This window comes from Stanieria cyanosphaera PCC 7437 (assembly GCF_000317575.1).
In the GTDB taxonomy this organism is placed as follows: Bacteria; Cyanobacteriota; Cyanobacteriia; order Cyanobacteriales; family Xenococcaceae; genus Stanieria; species Stanieria cyanosphaera.
The window spans coordinates 3,373,840-3,390,737 of the sequence record NC_019748.1; the positions used below are offsets into that span (position 1 = coordinate 3,373,840).

Consider the following 16,898-nt stretch of genomic DNA (forward strand, 5'->3'; position numbering starts at 1 on the left):
AATGACTCAATTTCAGCACAAAGCTTTACCTTTTCCTACTACTGCAACAGGCGAGTTGATTATTTCTGAAGTCAGTTATAACGAATTTAACGTACCGTTGGCTTTTTTATCCAATTGCGGGACTTGGGAAGGAACGGCTAAACGAGTTAACCGTGCAGGAAAGTTGATAGATGAACATTTGGTTCGCGTCAAAATTGAAGTAGAAGGTTCTCAATATGTTCAAACTAACACCGTTCGCATTAATACCCCGAGAGAAGTAACCGCTCAATATTTTGGTAATTTCTCCGAAGGTAAGCTAGTTTTTCCCCTGACAGATGAAGTTTATACTTTAGGGGGTGAAAAGGCATCGGGATTTTCAGGAATTGCTTGGGCTGTCACTGATGATCTGATTGTTTATCGTGGTAGTAGAACGATACAAGGTTGTAAAACTTACTATAACGAATTGATCGCTCTAGTTGACGAAGATCATCGAGTTAGAACAACCCAGGTTTACGAAGATGGAGTTTATAATTTGGTTACTATGATCGAAGAAACAAAGGTTGAGAAATAATTTTGCTCAACAATCAACTTTTAGTAGATTTCTTAAAAAAGATTAAGACTTAAGGTTGATCTTGTCGAACTATAAAATGTGTAACCGATGAGTAATCAACCAGAGCAACAAGACACAATTGATACAATTAATATTGATGGTCATCGTCCCGTAGATTCTAGTGATCTTACAGTTAAAGCAACTTTAGACATTGATGGCAAACGTCCTATCGTCAAAAGCGAGAACCTTGTGGTGGAAACTTTAGACGTTGATGGACATCGTCCGATTACTAATAGTGATTTACAATACGAGCAGGTTTTAGAACTTGATGGAACTCGTCCAATCGATCCCAGTCAACTTGAGGTTAAAGAAGTTGTGGAAATAGACGGACAACGTCCTATTGTGACAGATAGTTTTGAAGTGAAAAAAACTCTTAATATTGATGGTAATAGACCAATCGCTGCCAATAATCCTAGTCAAACTGAAATGAACAACGATTTAGTAGATTAATTAATCTTTAAGTGAGTTATTTGATTTTTTCTGCTCAGTCCAACTCTAATAAGCTATTCCAAATTAAAATTGCAGATTGGTTTGATTATAGAGTTTCTCAAATTTCGGAGATACACCATTACCAGTTATTAATTACTAATTACTAATTATGAGGGATGAATAATCAACCATTAACCCCGCCGAAGGCGCGCTGCGCGACAAACCATCAACATCGACTTATCAATGACAAAATCTCGTTATCATAAAGGTTTCAGGCAAGTTATTGGAGATGTCTAAGCAAAACTTGTAGAATTTTCAATGATATTTTCAGTCTTAAACCAATCAAAATTTAGCAATGACAACTACACCTCTTTCTCCCAATCAATCAACTACTCAACTTCCCGATCAATTTGGACGTTTTGGTATTTATGGCGGTAAGTATGTCCCAGAAACTTTAATGCCAGCTTTGGCAGAGTTAGAAACAGCTTATGATCGCTACAAAAATGATCCTGGATTTCAACAACAATTACAAGCTTTATTAAAAGATTACGTTGGTCGTCCTAGTCCACTTTATTTTGCAGAACGCCTAACTCAACATTATGCTAAACCAGATGGTACGGGCGCGCAAATTTATTTTAAACGGGAAGATTTGAATCATACGGGAGCGCACAAAATTAACAACGCTATTGCTCAAGCTTTATTGGCAATTCGCATGGGTAAAAAGCGAATTATTGCCGAAACAGGTGCAGGACAACATGGAGTTGCTACAGCTACAGTATGCGCTCGTTTTGGTTTAGAATGTGTAGTTTATATGGGCGTACAGGATATTGAACGCCAAAAGTTAAATGTGTTTCGGATGCGTTTGTTGGGTGCGACAGTACAACCAGTCTCAGCAGGAACTGGCACACTTAAAGATGCGACTTCAGAAGCAATTCGAGATTGGGTTACTAATGTAGAGACTACTCATTATATTCTTGGTTCTGTTGCTGGTCCTCATCCTTATCCGATGATGGTAAGAGATTTTCACGGGATAATTGGTACAGAAACTCGTCTGCAATGTCAGGAAAAATGGGGTGGTTTACCTGATATCCTGATCGCTTGTGTCGGTGGTGGTTCTAATGCTATGGGATTATTTTATGAATTTGTCAAAGAACCAAGCGTAAGATTGATTGGGGTTGAAGCAGCAGGAGAAAGTATTGATTCTGGTAAACACGCTGCTACTTTAACCAAGGGTAGTCCAGGAGTTTTGCATGGAGCAATGAGTTATTTATTGCAAGATACCGACGGACAAGTGGTAGAAGCTCATTCGATTAGTGCGGGATTAGATTACCCTGGTGTAGGACCAGAACATAGTTATCTCAAAGATAGCGATCGCGCTGAATATTATAGTGTAACTGATGACGAAGCAGTAGAAGCTTTTCAACGTGTATCTCAGTTAGAAGGAATTATTCCTGCTCTAGAAACTTCTCACGCTTTTGCTTATTTAGAAAAGTTATGTCCTCAATTAGAAGGTAGTCCTCGTCTAGTAATCAATTGTTCTGGTCGAGGTGACAAAGATGTCCAAACTGTAGCTAAATATTTGGGTAATTTTGAGCTTTGATCATTATATCTGTCAGAGTAAATTTGACCCATACCAGCAAGATTGTTGATTGGAGGAATAATCAAGAGGCAGGTGATTGTTGTTTTGAATCAAAAATTACTTGCCTTTCCTCCAAAATAAGTTTTATATAATGTTAAATAAAAATTTAATTAAGCAACAAGTAAAATCTCGAAAAAACTATAAGTTTTGTAGAAATTTTATAATCTGTGGTTTCCTCGTAAGTAATTGTTTAGTTAGTCAAGCTACTGATATTAAATCGCTTTCACAGAGTCGAAGGTACTCCGCCTTAAAAAGACAGAGCCTGCTTCGACTTCGTCAAGAAAATTTGATTTTTTTTGAATCTATTAAACTTGCTCAGAATGATTATGTCAGCGAGTTGGAACAATCAGTACATCAACAAATTAATCAATATCGTCAGTCTATTAATTTGCCACCGCTACAACTAAATTCTTTAATTAGCGAGCAAGCAAGAATGCACAGTCAAGATATGGCGGAAGGAAAAGTACCTTTGAGTCATGAGGGTTTTGAACAACGAGCAAAAGCTATTGAAAACTCGATTGATTATAGTCGTGTTGCTGAAAATGTCGCTTACAATCAAGGTTATAGCGATCCTGTGACTCAAGCAGTGCAAGGTTGGATCGATAGTCCTGGTCACCGTCAAAATATTGAAGGTAACTATAATTTAACTGGAATTGGTGTGGTAAAAAACGATCGCGGTGAATATTATTTTACGCAAATATTTGTTTTACAACGTTAACAACGTTAACTAAGGAGGGAGTTGTGATGAGTATGAATAATTTTCAAGTTTGTGAACGGGATCTCGATGATACTACTTTAGAACGTTACTTGAGTGCTGATGCGGTCGCTGTTGATACAGAAACGATGGGATTGGTATTAGGACGCGATCGCTTGTGTTTAGTACAAATATGTGATCCTAGTGGTTATGTTACGGCAATTCGGATTGCTTTGGGGCAAACAGAAGCTCCTAATTTAAAGAAGTTATTGGAAGCAGAACAGATTACCAAAATTTTTCATTATGCTCGGTTTGATGTTGCTCAATTTGAATATACTTTTGGAATCAAAACTAAACCGATTTTTTGTACCAAAATTGCCAGCAAATTAGCTCGTACTTATACTTCTAATCATGGTTTAAAAAACTTAGTTTTGGAATTAACAGGCGTAGAATTAGATAAAACTGCTCAAAGTTCTGATTGGGGTAATGCTCAAAATCTATCAGCTAAACAACTTAGTTATGCTGCTAATGATGTACGTTATTTATACGAATTAAGAGAAAAATTAATTGAAATGTTAAAGCGAGAAGATCGTTTTGAGTTAGCAGAACAATGTTTCCAGTTTATTCCCGTATTGGTTGCATTAGATATTCAACGCTACGAAAATATTTTTGAACATTAAATTTTTGTTTAATTTTGAAGTTTAAAAATTAATCTTTATTTTTTTGTATCAACAATTTATCTCAAAAAGAATCTTGGTTAGAAATTTGGCACTGCTAAACCTGGACATAAATTTATAGTTGTACAAATCAAGATTAGGACATAACATTAGTTTGCCCTTACAAAATTTTTCTGTTCTAACCCTTTTACGAAACCTTGGTAAAAAAATTGCTCATATCAAGTCCTTTTAATTAATAGGAATAAAATTTTCTCAGTCTCCCCGTCTCAGTGTCTCAAGCGTCAAAATTGATGTGGAACTATTGAAGCGGACTTCATATCACAATAATAGGGGCAATTAATGCCCCTGTATTCCTTTGGAAAGAAAGCTAGATTTATTTTTAGTAAGGAAGATAATCAAAGTCAGATTGTAATTGATCAGCACTGTTGTAAACACCTTGGTTAGTCACATTGCCGATACCTGAAGTAGCACTTTGGTTTTGCCCAGCTTGTACAGATTGTTGGATTTGAGGATCAATCCCTATCCCATCTAAACCTAATTGAGTTTGAGTTAAATCGTTAGAAACGGCTTGGTTAGTCACGTTACCAATGCCATGAGTGACAGCAGCATTAGAACCAGCTTGAACATTGCTTTGTGCTTGTTGGGCAAATGCAGCTACGGGAGAAAGAGTTAAAGCGAGAGTGGAGATGATTAGTGCAGCTTTTTTCATTGTTCTAGACCTCTAAAGTAAATTTGTTTGTTTTTATGTTGTTGTTTGTCTTCACTCTCTAGTTACGTCGAGGAGCATTTTTTTATGCAGATGTAATTGAGTATATTTTTAAGGTCAAGATTTAAAATTATTCGGGCTAAGGCAAACCAAAAGCCACAAGGCAAAACGTTCTAATCCAACCAAAACGGCAGTAATCCCTACAGCTAGACCAAACAAAACTAGATTGTTTTCATTGCCAGCTTTTAAGGCAAAGCTTAAAGATGTGGCAACGGCTGGAGGATGCATAACATCTAACAAAATCATCAGCACAATTGTAATACTCATGGCGGTTCCACCAGAAAGATAACCCGAACCTAGCAGTATATAAGTTACAAAACCAATCCCTGCTGCCATCATTTGGGAAATGATTAAAGTTCGCACCGTGTTTGTACCGTGCTGAGGATCGAGATAAATTAGAAAAGCACTAGAAGCAAGGGAAGCAAACAACAAACGCTGACGGGTTAGTACTTCGACAAGAGCAAAAACACTCAAAATCACTAGTGTTGGAGCAGTAGCTAATGCTAATTCACCCTTCCAATTCAGACGGTTGCGGAGTGCGCGAGTATTTTTTTCCAAAGGCTGTAAGCTGGACTGATGAGGTTTCATTGAAGACTTCTATCAAACTCCGATTCCTGTAAACGGCGTTGTTCTCCCTGTTGAATCTCGCGCTCTATAAAATAATTCAACAAGGTTCGTAACAAAACGATCGCTCCTAAATTCAAAATATCTTGACGATTGGGTGCTATTGATGTCCGCAAAATATCACTAGCAACACTAAATTCTAATCCCAAGGCCAACACTCGCCCCAATTGTAAACGAATTTTTTCTGTGGCATCAAAATTTTTTCTTGGGTTAGAGAAAAACAATTTCAAATAAGTAATAATACCTCGGACAACTGCTCCACCAATCACTATTGCTGCTGCAAGTTCTGCTGCTGCTGCTAAATAATCAACAATCACTTTAAGCCCTGTTTCTAGAGGAGTAGTTAGCTGATCTTCTTGAGTGCCTTCTACATTCAAACTCAACAGCAAAACTAGCCCTAGAATAAGTGCTAGAGGCAATAGCAAATTAATTAATGAATCCTTTGATGCCTCTGGTTTCATACTTTTATACTTCAATCGTTTAATTAGGCGTTAGCAAAAGGTTGCTGCAAGTAGACCGCGTTTATGCTACACCTACACTGTCATCATAAATTGAATTGAGTTGACTTCTCCCCAGAATCAAGCACCGCTTCGCCTGTGCTTTGCCAGGCGTTTAAACGCCCCGTCCCTCCCATAAATGAGGAGGGCTTTCAACGTCGCTTTTCGGTAAAAGCTTCTAGCAGTTTGTGATTAAAAGACTTGAGTAATTGGTGTTAATTTATTAGCTGTTGATCTCAATGCGATCGCTTGTAGTTTTTTGGTTTCACACTTCCTGCTCGTAGTCAATGAACTTAGTCATTATTTTGTTTACTCCTTTAGAAGATTAAATCTACTGGCTCGTAAGCAATAGCTTTGTCAGAGATCGCAATTTCTCTGATAGAGTTCAAACTTTCTCTCAAAAAAACAAACCAAAGCTTTCTTAAGCTTCATCGTAGGTTTCAATATCGAGGAGATAAAAATAAGGTTCTACTAATTCCTGACGTTGAAAAGCGATCGCTCTAAGTAAATGCCAATCTTCTAAAGCTTCAAAGGGGTTACTGTAATCATCTTGTTCTAAACGACTAGCTAAATTTGCCACATCTTCAGCCGTTAGTTCAGCAATATTTTGTTGCGTTAATTTGACACTGTTCATTCCCCTTTCCCCCTAAGTTGCTGATTATTTTACAGCCTACTTTAATTTTAACCCAGACTAGTTATCTGCAACACCTTAAATAATAGTAGGTGGAAAACTAACTAAAACTTTCACCATAGATTTTATTAGCATTAAATTTTTGTTTTGGGTGTATGTTTCAATACTCTTAATTTAAAAAACATCAAAAATTCACATAATTATTCGGTGGAAAAACTGAGGTTGCACAAAGCTAAAACTGGCTATATTCATTGATATAAATAAGTTTTAATCTTTTAAATTAACCTTAAAACAATTAATTTAATTTTAATGATTTGATGAAGTATCCGTCAAAGTACTGACAATTATAGTTAGAGAATGACAGAATTTCTAATAAATAGACTTAAATATATATCTCTGTTTATATGTCAAGTACTTACCCAAATTTTTTTGGGTTTTTATGACTAAAAACTACACAAAAATCAATAAAAACATTCTTGATTAAAACTTGCCAACCAAATAGTAAAAATCTTTTAAATTTGCCAATGAATCAAAGTATATATCACCAACCTAAAACTATTAATCAGCAACCTGAGACAATAATTGAACTATTAAGAAATAGAGCAATTAATCAAGCAGATCAACACGCTTATACTTTTTTAATTGATGGAAAAAAAGAAAGCGAACCTCTTACTTATGGACAATTAGACCGTCAGGTTAGAGCGATCGCAGCATTGTTACAACAACATCAAGCTCAAGGAGAGCGTGCTTTATTACTTTATCCCCAAGGATTAGAAGTGATTGGTGCTTTTTGTGGTTGTTTATATGCAGGAACAATTGCGATTCCCGTACCTCCGCCAGAATCTGGTCGATTAAAACGTACTTTACCAAGACTGCGATCAATTGTTAAAGATGCTAATGCTACCTTTGCTTTAACTACAGCGGGAATTTTAGAATTAATTGCCAATGTCAAAGATGAATTTCCTGAATTCGATCAAATTAAATGGATTGATACTGAAACAGTAGATTTATCCCTGGCAGAACAATGGCAAAATCCAAAAGTAGACCAAGATCAACTGGCATACTTGCAATACACTTCTGGTTCGACTTCTACTCCTAAAGGAGTAATGCTTAGTCACTATAATTTGATGTATCACTGTCAATCTCTTCAGCAAGCTTGTGGCTATGATGCAGAAAGTGTCAGTATTACTTGGATGCCCTATTTCCATGATTACGGATTAGTAGAAGGAATGATGGTTCCTCTTTATAATGGCCATCCTTGCTATATCATGTCTCCGTTTTCTTTCATTAAGCGTCCAGTTCAATGGCTACGGAATATGAGTAAATATCTAGGTACTCATTCCCAAGCTCCCAACTTTGCTTACGATCTTTGTGTTCGTAAAGTTAAACAAAATGAAATTGCTGAATTAGATTTAAGCAGTTGGCAAGCAGCAGGAAACGCAGCAGAACCAATTAATCCCAAGGTAATGGCGGATTTTGTTGAAACTTTTAGTGCTTGTGGTTTTAAATGGGAAGCTTTTGCACCTTCCTATGGATTAGCAGAAAACACTTTACTTGCTACTACCAAACCCAAAGGAACTAAACCAGTTTTCCTCAACATCGAAACCGCAGCCATTGAAAGAGACAAAATTTTGGTAGCTGCTCCAGAAAAATTAGATGGAACTAGAATTGTAGCTGGTTGTGGTCGTTTAGTCGGTAGTACCGAAATTGCGATCGCTCATCCTGATACCATGACTCGTTGTCGGGCAGATGAGGTAGGCGAAGTTTGGATTAAAGATCCAAGTGTAGCTCAAGGTTATTGGCAACGTTATGAAGCTACTAAAAATACCTTTCAAGCTTATCTTCAAGACAGTAAAGAAGGACCTTTCTTGCGTACAGGTGACCTAGGCTTTATGCATGATGGCGAATTATTCATCACTGGACGTATCAAAGATTTAATCATTATCCGAGGTACAAATCATTACCCTCAAGATATTGAATGGACAGTACAACAATTACATCCCGCTTTACGTTCTGATTATGGTGCAGCCTTTTCCATTGAAGATAAAGGCGAAGAAAGATTAGTAGTGGTTCAGGAAGTAGAACGTCGTAGTGAAGATTTTGATTCTGAAAAACTGATTGCTGATATTCGTCAAGAAATTGCCGAAGAACACGAAATCCAAGTTTATGGAATTATCCTAGCTAAATCAGGCAACATCCTCAAAACGGCTAGTGGCAAAATTCAACGAAGAGCTTGTCGAGAGCAATTTTTAGCAGGAACTCTGACTATAGTTGCAGAGTGGTGTGAAAATCCTCAACTGACTCATAAGTTTCGTTCTCTTCAAGGAGAAGTGGAATCACTGGCAAAACAAATCGCCACTGCTAAAATGTAACCGCTCTAATTAAACTATCAAGAATTTTAATAATTGATACTCAACCTTAAACAACCAAAGGTTTAGGAAAATAATTATGCATCCATTAATACAATATCGAGTTGCCCAATTATTAGAACAAGATTTAGGCGATCCTAACGATCCTAAAAGCATTTTATCTTTCAAAAAAGTAGTTGAATTAGATGAAGAAGAAGCTTTTCCCGAAGCGGAATTAAACTGGCTTTATAATTGGCATCTGCAAGATTACTATGTACCTGTTGATTGTGGCGGGAAGTTTACTAATTTTGAAGAATTTCTTGCTTTTGTCAGGGTGTTATCTCGTCGTGATCAAACTACTGGAATTGCCTTTACAACTATGTTTTGGTCATACTTGTGTTGGATGGCTGGGACGAAGGAACAAAAGCAAAAATTAGCCCAGTTCATGATGGAAGAACAAGGTACGATGTGTCTCGGCTATTCCGAAAGAGAACACGGTAGTGATTTGGTTAATGGAGGTTTAACTGCTACTAAAGTTCCAGGAGGATATCTTCTCAATGGGGAAAAATGGCCCATCAACCGCGCCACTCGTTCAGGGGTGACTTTTATCTTAGCCAGAACTGGCGTAGAAGGAGGAGCCAAAGGTTTATCTTTGTTTATGGTAGATAAACGAGAAATTTCTAGTTCTGAATATTACAACCTACCGAAAATTTTGACCCACGGTATTCGTGGTTCGGATATGAGTGGCATTGGTTTTAACAACTGCTTTGTTCCTGACTCGATGCTACTACGACAAGCAGGAGACGGTTTGGAAATAGGGTTAAAAGGCTTTCAAATTACTCGTACTCTTTGTGCAGCTTTCTCTCAAGGTGCAGCAGATACAGCTTTAAGAACTACTTTAAATTTTGCTCTCAAACGTGTTGTCTATAACAAAACTGTTTTTGAGCTTCCTCAACCTCGTAAAACTCTAGTCGATGCTTTCCTAGATATTTTGATCTGTGATTGTGAAACGATTGGCGCAGCGAGAGGTTTTAGTGTCATTCCCGAACAGTTTAGCGTTTGGTCGGCAGTAGTGAAATATTTTGTTCCCACTCAGCTAGAAAAAATGGTCAATGATGTCTACGTTGTCTTGGGTTCTCGTTTCTATATGCGAGATGAACATGATTACGGCATCTTCCAAAAATTGCTACGCGATAACTCCATTATCAGTATGTTTGATGGCAGTACAGTAGTTAATCTCCATGCACTGATGCTTCAGTTTCGTCAGTTGACTAAATATCGAGCGAAGCGCAAACCTGAAACAATAACTGAGATTCAATCTCGTCTAGCCACAATTTTCTCCCTTCAACAAAGCGCACCTAATTTTGAACCAGAAAAACTAGAGTTATTTAGTCGTGGTGCAGATGATTCTTTACAGGGATTAGAAATTGCTCTTCAACAACTGAAAGATTTACAGCAAAAATCGGATGTTAATCAAGAAACGTTAGAACAATTAATTAATTTGGGCAAACTAATCTTAGATGAGTTAAACATTCATGATGAATTGATTGCTCAATCTAAATTCGAGTTCGGTCACGAGCAATCTCCCGAATTGTTTGAAATAGCCAAAAAGTATTGCACTCTCCATGCAGCAGCTTGTTGTCTTCATATGTGGATTTACAATCGCACACTGTTGGGAGAATTCTTTGCTTCAGGAGAATGGTTGGTACTTAGTCTTCATCGACTACTACGTACAATTCGACCAATGCCTTACTTTATTTCTGAAGTTTATCTCGAAAATGTTGCCCAAGAATTAGTTAGGTTACATCGAGAAAATAAATTGTTTTCCATTGTTCCCATTCAATTAGCTCAATCTGAAATTAATAAGCAAGAGGATCAAATTAATGCAACTACAGAACTCGTCCATGTCTAATCAAGCTGTTATTCAAAATTGGTTAATTAAACAATTAGCAGAACAACTTTCTTTAGATACAGCAACTATTAGTATCACTGAACCTTTAACTCGTTATGGTTTAGATTCGATTGATGCTGTGACAATGGTTGGTGATATTGAAGATGTTTTAGATGTTGAATTACCTTCTACTTTATTTTGGGATTATCCCACCATTGAAAAATCCTCTCAATTTTTAGCTGACAATTACGATCTTTCCAATTTTAATACCCAAGCTGAAAACACTTCAGTACTAGAAGAACTTGAGGAAACAGGAATAGAAGCTACTAACTCTAGCAAGGGTTGGGGTGGTCTATTCAGTCGAATTAAAGGAGCATAATGCAGTTATCAGTGACCAATTACCAGTTATCAGTTTTTAGTTACTTATCTATTATAAAAATTGCTTTATTTGTAGATTTTGAGCTTAATTGTTAACTATTTACTGGTCACTGTCTACTGTAAAGGAGGAAAAATTCATTGAATTACTCAGATTTTTCTTTTTGGTGGATTTTATTTTTATTTGGCGTTCCTTTTTTTACGGTTCGCTCTTTGGCAAAATCCTTTAATATCTGGCAAGGTGTATATGACAGTATTGGTGTAGCGGTAGTTTCTTTAATCCTTTTTTTTAATGCCAGTACTTCTAGTTTTATTGTTTTCTTTTTTGAAATAATTTTTAATTACTTGATGGTTCAGTATATGCTCACTCATCAAGGAAAACAAGCTAAATTAATTGCTACTTTAACTATTATTTTTGATGTTGCTGTTTTAGCTTATTTTAAATATTTAGTATTTTTTGTGGAAGATGTAGTTGGTTTGGTTTTTAATCTTCCAGACCAATGGCAACAAGCTTTTACTTTACCAATTTTTAATCGTAATGTTTCTTTAGTCCCTAAACATATTCCTCCAGGGGTTTCTTTTTATACATTTCAGATGGTTTCTTTTGTAGTTGATTCTTTTACTGCTCGAAAGAAAAAACCAATTAGTTTTGTCGATTATATTAATTTTGTGTCTTTCTTTCCTCAAATTGTTGCAGGACCGATTGAAAGAAGAACTACTTTTTTTCCTCAAATTGAAGCTTTTAGATTTAAGTTTACTTTAGAAAATTTTTATGAAGGGGTGCGTTGGTTATCTTTGGGAATGTTTTTTAAATTTGTTCTCGCTGATAACATTGCTCCTTATATTGATTTAACTAGCGTCGATCAACCTTGGGTCAATAATGCTTGGTTTGTCTGGTTTCATGCCTTTTTATTTACTTTAAGAATCTATTTTGATTTTGCTGGTTATAGTTTTGTGGCTTTAGGTTTGGCAAGAATTTTAGGTGTAAGATTAACGGTTAATTTTCTGGCACCTTATACTTCTCAAAGTATTAATGAGTTTTGGCAGAGATGGCATATTACCCTTAGTACTTGGTTTCGAGACTATGTTTTTATCCCTCTAATGGGTCGTAATAAGCAATGGGCAGCTTTTTACTTGTTTATTACTTTTACTTTATCGGGTTTTTGGCATGGTGCTGCTTGGAACTTTCTTCTTTGGGGAATGTATCACGGTGCGTTACTTTTATTGTTGCGTTATTTAGGCAGACCTTTTCATCGTTTAGTTGGCAAGTATGTAGCTAAACCTCAGTTTATCTCTTGGGGATTAACTTTTGCTGCGGTAAATCTAGGATGTTTGTTCTTTATGGACTCCAATATTGACCGCCTACTAATCAAATTAAAAACCTTGATCACTCCTTGGGATTATTCTTTCTCTAATTTAGGCGCGTTATTAAGTTCCTATAGTCTTAACCAAGGTACTGCTTTGATCTTAATTTTAGCTCTAGCGATCGCAGTGTTGTTGTTAGAACACGTCGCCATCTGGCAACAAAAATTTGAATATGAATTGTTACTTTCTCCTTGGATTTCTCCTGCTTTGTTGGGTTTAACCATTCTTTTGGCTGCCAATATTCCTTCTCAGTTTATTTATTTTGAATTCTAATGTGGAAATCATTTAAACTTGCTCCTTGGTTCATTGCTGCTGGTATTACTTGGTCGTTAGGTTTTGTCTACAACGTCTTTTACGGTGGTGAATTGAGTTGGTTGCGAGCAATGTATTTACAAAAGTTAGAAATTGCAGAGAAAACTCAAGGTGAGCGGAGATTATTGATCACTGGCGGTTCTGGAGCGCATTATACAGTTGATTCTCAAGTAATTGAGCAAGGTTTGGGTATTCCTGTGGTTAATTTGGGTCTAGATGGACCAGTCGGTTTAGATGTTATTTTACCGAGTATGCTTGAGCAAGTGCGTCCAGGGGATACGGTTCTACTAATTCCAGAATATCTATTGTTACTGGATGAAGATGGTTATGGCGATCGCTCTGCACAGTTTGGTATTGCCATTGGTAGACCTGGTTTGGGAGGAGTTCCTGCTAAACAAATGGCTCAAGATTTGATTTTACTGGGAGTTCCTAGCTTCAGAGGAGTAGTCAAGTCGGGAATAGACTGGTTTACTTTAGGTAAAATGACTGGTTATTATTCCGATCCAATTAGCGATCGCGGAGATCCTACCGTAGTTAAGCAAAGAGAACAAGATTGGTGGCAATTAACTATTAATCAACCAATTTCCCCTCATGCTACAGAAAGAATCGCACAATTTCGTCAAGAGGTAGAAGCTAGAGGCGGGACTTTAATTTTATCTTTACCTTGGATTTATGGTAGTACCGACTCAAAAACTGTCAAGAATGTGAGGAAAACAGCAGAGGTTTTAGCTCAAATTGCTCCTGTAATTTATGAACCAGATTCATTTAATATCAAAACTGATTTTAGTTTATTTGCTGATACTCATTACCATTTATTACCTGAAGGAAGGGAAGTTAGAGCCGAAGAAATTGTGCAACAATTAAAGCCTATTTTTGAAGCAATTGCTAATAAATCTCCTGTCCCTCGTAATCAATCTACTCAGAAAGTTATTTTTCCTAAAAGTTAGGACAAGTTTATGAATAATCAAGTAATTAAAATTTGTATTTTAGGAGGGGGATTTGGTGGTCTTTATACTGCCTTATACTTGAGTAATTCTGCTTTGGTAAAATCAGGTGATTGGGAAATTAATTTAGTTGAACCAAAAGATAATTTTTTATTTACACCATTATTATATGAACTTTTAACAGAAGAATTACAACCTTGGGAAATTGCTCCTTCATATCAAAAGTTATTAATAGGAACTAAAATAAATTTTTATCAAGACCAAGTAAGTAATATTAATTTAAAAACTCGTCAAGTTCAATTAAACGAAGGGACATTATTAACTTATGATTATTTAGTTTTATCAATAGGAAGAAAAAATAAATTATTAGATATTCCTGGAGCAAATACTCATGCTTTAACTTTTCGTTCATTATTAGATGCCCAAAAATTAAACGAAAGATTAAGAATCTTAGAAGCTTCTGGCAGAAACACTATTAAAATTGCAGTCATAGGTGCTGGGGCAAATGGAGTAGAACTAGCTTGTAAGATCAGCGATCGCTTATTAGGCAGAGCGCAAGTATTATTAATTGATCGAGGTCAAGAAATTTTAAAAAACTTTAGTTTGGGAGTAAAGAAAGCTGCGTTTAAAGCAATTCAAAACAAGCAGATTCAACTCTACCTAGAAACTAATGTTCAACAAATAAAAGCAGAGCAAATAACTCTTGTTAAGAACAATCAATTGATTACTTGTCCCGTAGATTTAGTTTTATGGACAACAGGAACAGAAACAATTCAATTAATTAATGATCTTGGTTGTCAACAAAATAGTTTTGGTCAGTTATTAACTCGCCCTACTTTACAATTAATTGATTATCCTGAAGTTTTTGCTTTAGGAGATGTAGCTGATATTCGTAATAGTAAAACTAAATTAGTTCCCATAACAGCACAAGCTGCTTATCAACAAGCTAGTCATGCAGCAAAAAATTTACAAGCAGCTATTGAAGGTAAAAAATTAAAACGTTTTTATTACTTACATCTAGGCGATATGCTTACTTTAGGAAAAGAAGTAGCAGTTATCTCTAGTTTTGGTATTAATTTATCGGGTTCTTTAGCAGGAAAATTAAGAAGACTAATTTATATTCAAAGATTACCAACTCTACGTCATCGTTGGCAAGTATTTAAAAAATTATTGTTTGGCAAAAAAAGAAGTTTATCAAAACAATATTATCCCTCAGAAACCAAAATATAAATTTAATCAGAGTAAAAATATTATGGCTATTGCTGAAGATAAATCCCCAAGTAAATTACAAATCAAACTAGAAGAAATATTTGGTTTAGACTTGCGATCACTAGCTTTATTTCGGATTGGTTTAGCTTCAGTTATTATTACCGATTTAGTAATTAGATTTGGTGATATTCAAGCTCATTATAGTGATTATGGGGTGTTACCACGTATTGCTTTAATTGAAGAATTTATTAAACCTTGGTATTGGTCAATTCATTTACTTAGTGGTGAACCTTTTGTTCAAGTAATTTTGTTTGGATTTGCTTTATTTTTTGCGTTTTTACTATTAATTGGTTATCGCACTAAGTTGGCTACTATTGCTTCTTGGGCAATGATTATTTCTCTTCATAATCGTAACCCAGCTTTAATTTTTGCAGGCGATGATACTTTAAGAGCGATCGCATTTTGGTCAATGTTTTTACCGTTAGGAGCTTATTATTCAGTAGATAATGCTCTTAATAATTCTACTAAACCATTACCAAAAAGAATAGTTTCTGGTGCGACATTAGGCTTTATCTTGCAATTATGCTATATCTATATGTTTTCGGCTTGGTTCAAACACCAAAGTCCTTTATGGTCACAAGAAGGTAGTGCAGTTTATTATGCTCTTAATTTTGATCAATATGGTACTGGATTTGGACAATTTTTACTGCAATTAACACCTTTATTACCAACAATGACTTTTAGTGCATTGTGGTTTGAATGGTCGGGAGCTTTATTACTATTTATTCCTTTTAGGACTAATTTTTTCCGTTGTGTAGCAATTATTTCTTTTATTTTATTACATTTTAGTTTTGGCTTGTCTTTTACTATTGGAATTTTTCCAATTTTATGTATTGTAGTTTGGCTTGCTTTTATTCCTAGTAATATTTGGAATTGGTTGGAGAAGAAAACTTATAGCCAAGAAAAAGCAGGTTTAAAAATTAACTATGATAAAGACTGTGGTTTTTGTAAGAAAGTAGTTCATTTCCTACGAACTTTTTTAATCTTACCAGGCACTCCTTTGTTAGTAGCTCAGGATAATGTTTCTGTTTATGCAGATATGCAGAAATATAATTCTTGGGTAGTTGAAGATTGGCAAGGAAATCGACATTATAAATGGGAAGCAATTGCTTATGTAGTTAGTCTTTCCCCTTTGTTCTGGTTTTTAGTTCCAATTCTACGATTAAAACCTTTGATGGTAATAGGTAATAAATTTTACGAAACAATTGCCTCTAATCGCAAATGTGCTGGCAACTTTACCAAACCTTTTTTATTTCGTCCCCTAGAAATTACTTATTCTTTAACATTTAATTTATTGACCTTGTTAATATTATGTTTAGTAACTTTCTGGAATATTAAAAGTTTTGCTAGTAGTCATATTTTTAATCACAATCAAACTAAATTAAGTCAAGGATTAAAACGCGTTACTAATAGTAAAACAGCCCAAAGAATTGATTGGCTTAGTCAATTAACTAGATTAGATCAGTCATGGAGTATTTTTGCGCCTAATCCTCCGAGAGATGATGGTTGGCACGTAATAGTTGGCAATCAAAAAGATGGCAATCAAGTCAATCTTTTACAAGATGATACAAATATAAGTTGGGATAAGCTGACTATTCAGCAACGAAATAAGCTATACAAAAATATGCAATGGCGTACTTATTTCATCAATTTAAATCGCAATATTGGTAATAAACTTTATCCTTATTATGGTCAATATCTGTGTCGTAATTGGAATACTAAACATTCAAAACAACAGCAATTAAATCGTGTCGATATTTACTTTATGTCAGAAAAAACTGTTCCTCCTGGTGAACAACAAACAGTAGAAAAACAAGCTCACTGGCAACAATCTTGTGACGAGTAAAA

Annotated in this window: 16 protein-coding genes; 12 read left to right on the plus strand and 4 right to left on the minus strand. The window is 35.6% G+C overall.

Translation table 11 applies throughout. The annotated features are described in order from the left end of the window. Position 1 precedes the first annotated feature (1 nt). From STA7437_RS14550 to STA7437_RS14570, 5 genes are all read left to right on the plus strand, one after another. A complete protein-coding gene (locus STA7437_RS14550) occupies positions 2-550 on the plus strand; it encodes a hypothetical protein (RefSeq protein ID WP_015194151.1) in 549 nt (182 codons plus the stop codon). Between the two features lie 87 nt (positions 551-637). Then, a complete protein-coding gene (locus STA7437_RS14555) occupies positions 638-1,039 on the plus strand; it encodes a hypothetical protein (protein WP_015194152.1) in 402 nt (133 codons plus the stop codon). Between the two features lie 334 nt (positions 1,040-1,373). Further along, on the plus strand, positions 1,374-2,618 hold the full coding sequence (gene trpB / locus STA7437_RS14560) for a tryptophan synthase subunit beta (RefSeq protein WP_015194153.1): 1,245 nt from the start codon (positions 1,374-1,376) through the stop codon (positions 2,616-2,618). Positions 2,619-2,919: 301 nt separating this feature from the next. After that, a complete protein-coding gene (locus tag STA7437_RS25875) occupies positions 2,920-3,375 on the plus strand; it encodes a CAP domain-containing protein (protein WP_407696429.1) in 456 nt (151 codons plus the stop codon). 26 nt (positions 3,376-3,401) lie between these two features. Next, entirely contained in the window at positions 3,402-4,031 is a 630-nt protein-coding gene (locus STA7437_RS14570) for a ribonuclease D (protein ID WP_015194155.1), read from the plus strand. A 376-nt stretch (positions 4,032-4,407) separates the two neighbouring features. Here STA7437_RS14570 and STA7437_RS14575 read toward each other — a convergent pair whose 3' ends face one another. From STA7437_RS14575 to isiD, 4 genes are all read right to left on the minus strand, one after another. Beyond that, the gene (locus STA7437_RS14575; protein ID WP_015194156.1) at positions 4,408-4,737 is read right to left on the minus strand and encodes a hypothetical protein; all 330 of its coding nucleotides are present in this window, start codon (positions 4,735-4,737) and stop codon (positions 4,408-4,410) included. A 114-nt stretch (positions 4,738-4,851) separates the two neighbouring features. Beyond that, positions 4,852-5,382 (minus strand): HPP family protein, encoded by a 531-nt coding sequence (locus STA7437_RS14580; protein ID WP_015194157.1) that lies wholly within the window; start codon positions 5,380-5,382, stop codon positions 4,852-4,854. Beyond that, on the minus strand, positions 5,379-5,879 hold the full coding sequence (locus tag STA7437_RS14585; protein ID WP_015194158.1) for a DUF1622 domain-containing protein: 501 nt from the start codon (positions 5,877-5,879) through the stop codon (positions 5,379-5,381). The genes STA7437_RS14580 and STA7437_RS14585 overlap by 4 nt, the downstream gene beginning before the upstream one ends. A 457-nt stretch (positions 5,880-6,336) precedes the next feature. Continuing rightward, the gene (gene isiD / locus STA7437_RS14590; protein WP_015194159.1) at positions 6,337-6,549 is read right to left on the minus strand and encodes a protein IsiD; all 213 of its coding nucleotides are present in this window, start codon (positions 6,547-6,549) and stop codon (positions 6,337-6,339) included. A gap of 521 nt (positions 6,550-7,070) precedes the next feature. Here isiD and STA7437_RS14595 point away from each other — a divergent pair. The 7 genes from STA7437_RS14595 to STA7437_RS14625 all read left to right on the plus strand — a co-directional run bounded on the left by STA7437_RS14595 (position 7,071) and on the right by STA7437_RS14625 (position 16,896). After that, on the plus strand, positions 7,071-8,918 hold the full coding sequence (locus tag STA7437_RS14595) for a fatty acyl-AMP ligase (protein WP_015194160.1): 1,848 nt from the start codon (positions 7,071-7,073) through the stop codon (positions 8,916-8,918). Between the two features lie 76 nt (positions 8,919-8,994). Continuing rightward, complete coding sequence (locus STA7437_RS14600) at positions 8,995-10,806, plus strand: acyl-CoA dehydrogenase family protein (protein WP_015194161.1); 1,812 nt, start codon at positions 8,995-8,997, stop codon at positions 10,804-10,806. Continuing rightward, complete coding sequence (locus STA7437_RS14605; RefSeq protein ID WP_015194162.1) at positions 10,778-11,164, plus strand: acyl carrier protein; 387 nt, start codon at positions 10,778-10,780, stop codon at positions 11,162-11,164. The genes STA7437_RS14600 and STA7437_RS14605 overlap by 29 nt, the downstream gene beginning before the upstream one ends. A gap of 137 nt (positions 11,165-11,301) precedes the next feature. Continuing rightward, positions 11,302-12,798 (plus strand): MBOAT family O-acyltransferase, encoded by a 1,497-nt coding sequence (locus STA7437_RS14610; protein ID WP_015194163.1) that lies wholly within the window; start codon positions 11,302-11,304, stop codon positions 12,796-12,798. After that, positions 12,798-13,784: a hypothetical protein gene (locus STA7437_RS14615; protein WP_015194164.1), complete on the plus strand. Its 987-nt coding sequence runs from the start codon at positions 12,798-12,800 to the stop codon at positions 13,782-13,784. The genes STA7437_RS14610 and STA7437_RS14615 overlap by 1 nt, the downstream gene beginning before the upstream one ends. A 9-nt stretch (positions 13,785-13,793) precedes the next feature. Beyond that, the gene (locus STA7437_RS14620; RefSeq protein ID WP_015194165.1) at positions 13,794-15,011 is read left to right on the plus strand and encodes an NAD(P)/FAD-dependent oxidoreductase; all 1,218 of its coding nucleotides are present in this window, start codon (positions 13,794-13,796) and stop codon (positions 15,009-15,011) included. 22 nt (positions 15,012-15,033) lie between these two features. Beyond that, complete coding sequence (locus STA7437_RS14625) at positions 15,034-16,896, plus strand: DCC1-like thiol-disulfide oxidoreductase family protein (protein ID WP_015194166.1); 1,863 nt, start codon at positions 15,034-15,036, stop codon at positions 16,894-16,896. Positions 16,897-16,898: the final 2 nt, after the last annotated feature.